The sequence below is a fragment of the Pseudomonas sp. TE3786 genome, assembly GCF_054057335.1.
Genome location: NZ_JBSRZF010000039.1, coordinates 1 through 4,633, shown reverse-complemented (window position 1 = coordinate 4,633; position 4,633 = coordinate 1). Strand labels below are relative to the sequence as shown.

The window sequence follows — 4,633 nt, the reverse complement described above, 5'->3', positions numbered from 1 at the left end:
TACACAGCGCCCTGGGATACCGTACACCGCTGGAGTTCAGTGCCATGAATGAAGTGCGTAATTAAACTGTCCGAGAAATCGGGGGTGGTTCAGATCTATTAATCGACTCTAAATTAGAGCAGTTAAATAAATCTGCCCCCTTTCTCCTTACTCATCAGCCCATACTTTGTAGCGGTACGCATCCACCAACATTACGTTCTCCCGTGTGCGTCGACTCCGGTGCGGCGCTTAGGTTAACCCATGCACCGCGAGCCAACGGACAATGTGGCAAGCGCTCACGCTCTGAAGCCAGGAGCCGTCTGTCAGGCGGACGAAAGTAAACAAACGAAGTAGCGGGTTATTTTTCTTTAATTAGATAAAGCGCTTCGTTCGCCGAAAATAATGAATACTTCAGGTTCGGGTTTGTGTAGTAAGCAAAGTCGACAAGCAGGCTTTCTTTTTCCGGGAACTCCTTGCCGTCAGTATGCGACAGGCTGCCTTTGTTTTTGAATTTAAGCAGCCCATTCTTTAACGCCACATGGTAATAACCTTGGCCACTCCACATGTACACGGCATGGCAGCCTACTTGGTCTGCAGCGCAGAACTTCTTATAGGCCTGCCTTTCAAAGTAAGGGATTGCAATATTGCCTGGCGGTTTATAGCGCCGAAAAAATCGTTCGTCGCGGGTAAAGTTTTCAAACAGGGTGTTTGTTGTAGATAGGCTTTTTCCGGAATAATCGCTCGTTAGCGAATTTCCGTACAGGACATACCATTTGCCCGTACTGTTCAGGTAGTACACTTTGCTAACACGCTTTTTGTTTTCCTGCGCACTGACTTTTTCCCACGCCACCACGTCGTCCAGTCGTGCACTTTTCTTTACCACCTCTTTATAGAAGAGATCGACTTTTTCTGCGCTCCAGGCCCGGTCTTTGTTGACTGCGATGAATGGTTTTAGCGTGTTGTCTCCGTTCAGTGGCCAGGTGGTGGTGTACGCTTTTTTCTTGTTGACCAGAAAGGCACCTCCCACCATTTCCTCATCCCCTGTGCTGTCCTTTATCAGCAGACTTCTTGTGAACTGATGTTTGTCGATGACAGTTCCGGAGCGGTCCAGTTTATAGAACGTGCGAAGACGGGTCCGATCATCTATTTCTGTGGTAACTGCGATGATAACGTTGTGTGTGCGTGCATTAATGCTGTGTTCGACGGTGGAGTGCGGCTGGATATCAAATTTTTCAACTGTGTAATTTCCAATGTCTTTTATTTCATCGATTACCTTGTAGTCTGCATATTCGGCGGGCAGCTTTTCACGTGCCTGGCTAAAAACGCCACCCTGCCCTGCATGGGTAAAATCGCACCCGCCGAGCACAACCAGTAGGGTGAGAATGCGCGTTGACGTAATAGGTTTCATAGCAAGAGGTCGTTAGGCCACAGGGCACAGTTCAGAAAGCGCGGTTGTACCGCACGCCACTACCCAATATCGCTGCCACATAGCACTCGCTGGTTTTGGCTGCACAGGTGGTTGCAGTGGAGCACGGGCGAATGGCATAACTCAACCCTGCTGAGGCCATCGGAATTACAGTGCATTTCCACGCGATGCTTATACAAGGCGTTACAGATGATTAAACAATGCCGTAATTCACGGGCGGCTTGGTTTTGCTTAACGCTTTGTCTCGGTTTGTCAGGGCACGTCCAGGCGAGTCAGCAACTGCAGAGCATCAAACAAGCGAAAAAGGGGACAGATTATTAATCGACTCTAAATTAGAGCAGTTAAATAAATCTGTCCCCCTTCTCAAAAATGCGCTTCTCCGCAAAATCCATATCGCTGACCTGCCGATAAATTTCAGATTTCGCGTAGATGCGAGCACTTCAATTTTGGCTGAGCGTTTTTACACACTCTGGGCCGTTTTCAGCCTCTCACGACGGGCAGTTAACGGTCAGAAACGAAAAACGGGTGCCCTTCTCTGGCGCAGCATTGCGAGTAAGCAACAAGGCACCCGGCGGCCAACAATGAACACAGGCCATCACCTGCAGCCCATGCATTTGTGAATACATAAGCCGCAAGCCCCGGAACGCGCGCACTCCAGTCTTTTTTTCAACAGGTTGGTTATGAGCCATTGAACTAGCGCCCCTTTAAGCACGGCCTACACTACCCATTGTCAAGCCAGGCAGTCGGTCTGGCTTTCTGCACAGGGAGTTGCATATGAAAGCGTATGGTGCCGAGTTTTTAGGGACCTTCTGGCTGGTGCTGGGGGGCTGTGGCAGCGCGGTGCTGGCAGCCGCCTTTCCAGAACTGGGGATAGGCTTGCTGGGGGTGTCGCTGGCGTTTGGCCTGACAGTCGTGACCATGGCCTATGCGGTGGGGCATATCTCCGGCGGGCATTTCAATCCGGCGGTTTCGGTCGGCCTCTGGGCAGGCGGGCGTCTGCCGCTGCCCAAGCTGCTGCCCTACATCGTGGCTCAAGTACTGGGCGGCGTGGCAGCGGGCGGCGTGCTGTATTTAATCGCTTCCGGCAAGGCCGGGTTCGAACTGTCTGCGGGCTTCGCCTCCAATGGCTATGGCGCGCACTCGCCCGGTGGCTATTCACTGACGGCGGCGGCCATCACCGAAGTGGTGATGACGGCGTTCTTCCTGCTGATCATTCTTGGCTCCACATCCAAGCGGGCCCCGGCGGGTTTTGCCCCTTTGGCCATTGGTCTGAGTCTGGCGCTGATCCACATGATCTCGATTCCAGTGACCAATACGTCGGTCAACCCGGCGCGCAGTACCGCGGTGGCGCTGTATGTCGGTGACTGGGCTGTCGGTCAGCTGTGGTTGTTCTGGCTGGCGCCGATTGTTGGCGCATTGCTCGGTGCGCTGCTGTACCGCCTGATTGCCAGTGAGCAGGATTGAGATTGCGGGCATTTGCCGCACTCTGCAGGGCATACCTAGGGCCAGGCGATCACGACGGGGCTGGCCCTGGTTGGCCTAGTACTTGATGTCCCGAGCGGTGTCGCGCGAATCCTGCTTGGTGTCGCGCTTATCCTGGCGGCATTCGGCACGGCTCGACTCATCGCCCTCTTTGCAGGCCTCCTTGTTCTCCCGCGCTGTGTCGCGCCCATCCTGTTTGGTATCCCGCGATTCCTGCCGTTGATCAGCCTGGTCAGTGGCGTAGCTCGGCATCGACACCCACGGCCCGCCGACGACGATGGCCAGCGTCGCCAGAGCCATCAAGTAATTCTTCGCACTCATGATTTTTCTCCAGTTGATAGTCAGTACGAAATCACTTCGTTGCCCAATCATGAACCGCATGCAGCCCAGACTGTTCCCGCACCGGGAATGCTCCATAAGTACTTGGCTCAGAGCGGTCGCCCACAACCCACAAAGGCCTCCGAAGGACAGCGCGTTTTAACGGTAGGCCTACTATGGCCGCCCCGCAAAGTTTGAATAGACCTAGCGAAATTTCCCGATAGATCGTTGAGCGCTTGCGCCAACAGCCAAAACCCACTGCGCAACCCCCTGAATCGCCCGTGCGTTTGTGGCGCCTTGAAAGGCTGCTTTTGGCCCAGAGAGTGTAAAACGCTGCGCCAACATTGAAGGGGGCACGGCTATCCGCGGCCTTTGCAACGAGCTTCGCCAGGGCTGGTGCGGGTAGTTCGCGCTTTACTAGACCCGCGTGAGCAAATAACCTGCGCCGCGCAGGCACCGCCCTGCCCTACTCGCAACCGAGCCAACCGGCTCTACAAGGACGTTACGATGCCTAAGCTGTTTGCCCTTATTGTCACTGCCATGCTGCTCACCGGCTGCGGCAGCCTGCCATTTACCCCCACCGAATACCCGCTACGTGCCGGGCTGATTCCTGAGCTGCCTATCGTCGGCACGGTAGCGGTCAGCAATGCCCAGCCTGCTGTTGAGCCGATAGTGATCTACCGCTACATGGGCCAGCGCATTGAAGCCAGCCCTAAGGCACTGACCGAAGTCATGGTGCAGCAAACCCAGACCGAGCTGAAAAAGAATGGCAAGCCCACCGGCGCACCCGGCGAAAAGACACTGCAACTGCGCATCGACTCGCTACTGAGCGAGTACACCTACGCGTTTTTCTGGCGCAGCAAAGTCCACTTCCAGGCAACCCTGGGTGATGGCCAGGTAATCGACCTGACTGTGCCCCACGCCAGCGGCTCGGTGCAGCAAGATCTCAATGGCTGTATCGCTGAAGGGGTGATGGTGCTGCTCAACGATGCCCGAGTGCGGGATTATTTGAGTAAGTAACAAACGCCTGTTGTGGCGCTCTTGTTGCTGTGCGACGTCAAAGCAGGTCGCCACGGCGCCACGCACATAGAACGAACCGAAGCGGCGGAGGCTCGCCGTAAGACAGGGCTTTCCCAGCCAAAGTTTGCCGAACTGTTAGGCGTCTCGGTGCGCACCTTGCAGGAGTGGGAACAAGGTCGTCGAACACCGTCTGGGGCTGCGCGCTCGTTGCTGCATATAGCCGTTTCACGGCCGGATGTATTCAGGGATGTGTTGACGGAATAGTTTCGAACGAAGAAAGGGGAAATATGTATTTAACCGCTCTGATTAGAGTCTGTCCCGTCCTGAATAAGGTTTACACCTTTAGCCATATCTTTCAGGAGAACCCCATGGCGCAAGGTGCGAGACGAAGTCAGCGTGATTACACGC

The 4,633-nt window shown here is 54.7% G+C and carries 5 protein-coding genes; 3 read left to right on the top strand and 2 right to left on the bottom strand.

Going from position 1 to position 4,633, the window contains the following annotated elements; genetic code table 11:
- Positions 1-337 precede the first annotated feature (337 nt).
- Entirely contained in the window at positions 338-1,387 is a 1,050-nt protein-coding gene (locus ACVW0Y_RS23835) for a hypothetical protein (protein WP_457441867.1), read from the bottom strand.
- A gap of 792 nt (positions 1,388-2,179) precedes the next feature.
- On the opposite strand from ACVW0Y_RS23835, the gene aqpZ reads away from it, so the two are divergent.
- Positions 2,180-2,869: an aquaporin Z gene (gene aqpZ / locus ACVW0Y_RS23830; protein WP_457441865.1), complete on the top strand. Its 690-nt coding sequence runs from the start codon at positions 2,180-2,182 to the stop codon at positions 2,867-2,869.
- 75 nt (positions 2,870-2,944) lie between these two features.
- Here the strand turns inward: aqpZ and ACVW0Y_RS23825 are convergent, their stop codons facing one another.
- Positions 2,945-3,208 carry a hypothetical protein gene (locus ACVW0Y_RS23825; protein WP_457441863.1) on the bottom strand — a complete coding sequence of 88 codons (264 nt, stop codon included), beginning with the start codon at positions 3,206-3,208 and terminating at the stop codon, positions 2,945-2,947.
- A gap of 504 nt (positions 3,209-3,712) precedes the next feature.
- On the opposite strand from ACVW0Y_RS23825, the gene ACVW0Y_RS23820 reads away from it, so the two are divergent.
- Positions 3,713-4,225, top strand: a complete 513-nt coding sequence (locus ACVW0Y_RS23820; protein ID WP_457441861.1) for a hypothetical protein — start codon at positions 3,713-3,715, stop codon at positions 4,223-4,225.
- A 12-nt stretch (positions 4,226-4,237) separates the two neighbouring features.
- Positions 4,238-4,489, top strand: a complete 252-nt coding sequence (locus ACVW0Y_RS23815) for a helix-turn-helix domain-containing protein (protein ID WP_457441859.1) — start codon at positions 4,238-4,240, stop codon at positions 4,487-4,489.
- The last annotated feature ends 144 nt before the right edge of the window (positions 4,490-4,633 follow it).

What these genes read in the sequence shown, in the direction of transcription:
- ACVW0Y_RS23835 (WP_457441867.1), bottom strand. Translation starts at nt 1,387, where the DNA reads ATGAAACCTATTACGTCAACGCGCATTCTCACCCTACTGGTTGTGCTC.
- aqpZ (WP_457441865.1), top strand. Translation starts at nt 2,180, where the DNA reads ATGAAAGCGTATGGTGCCGAGTTTTTAGGGACCTTCTGGCTGGTGCTG.
- ACVW0Y_RS23825 (WP_457441863.1), bottom strand. Translation starts at nt 3,208, where the DNA reads ATGAGTGCGAAGAATTACTTGATGGCTCTGGCGACGCTGGCCATCGTC.
- ACVW0Y_RS23820 (WP_457441861.1), top strand. Translation starts at nt 3,713, where the DNA reads ATGCCTAAGCTGTTTGCCCTTATTGTCACTGCCATGCTGCTCACCGGC.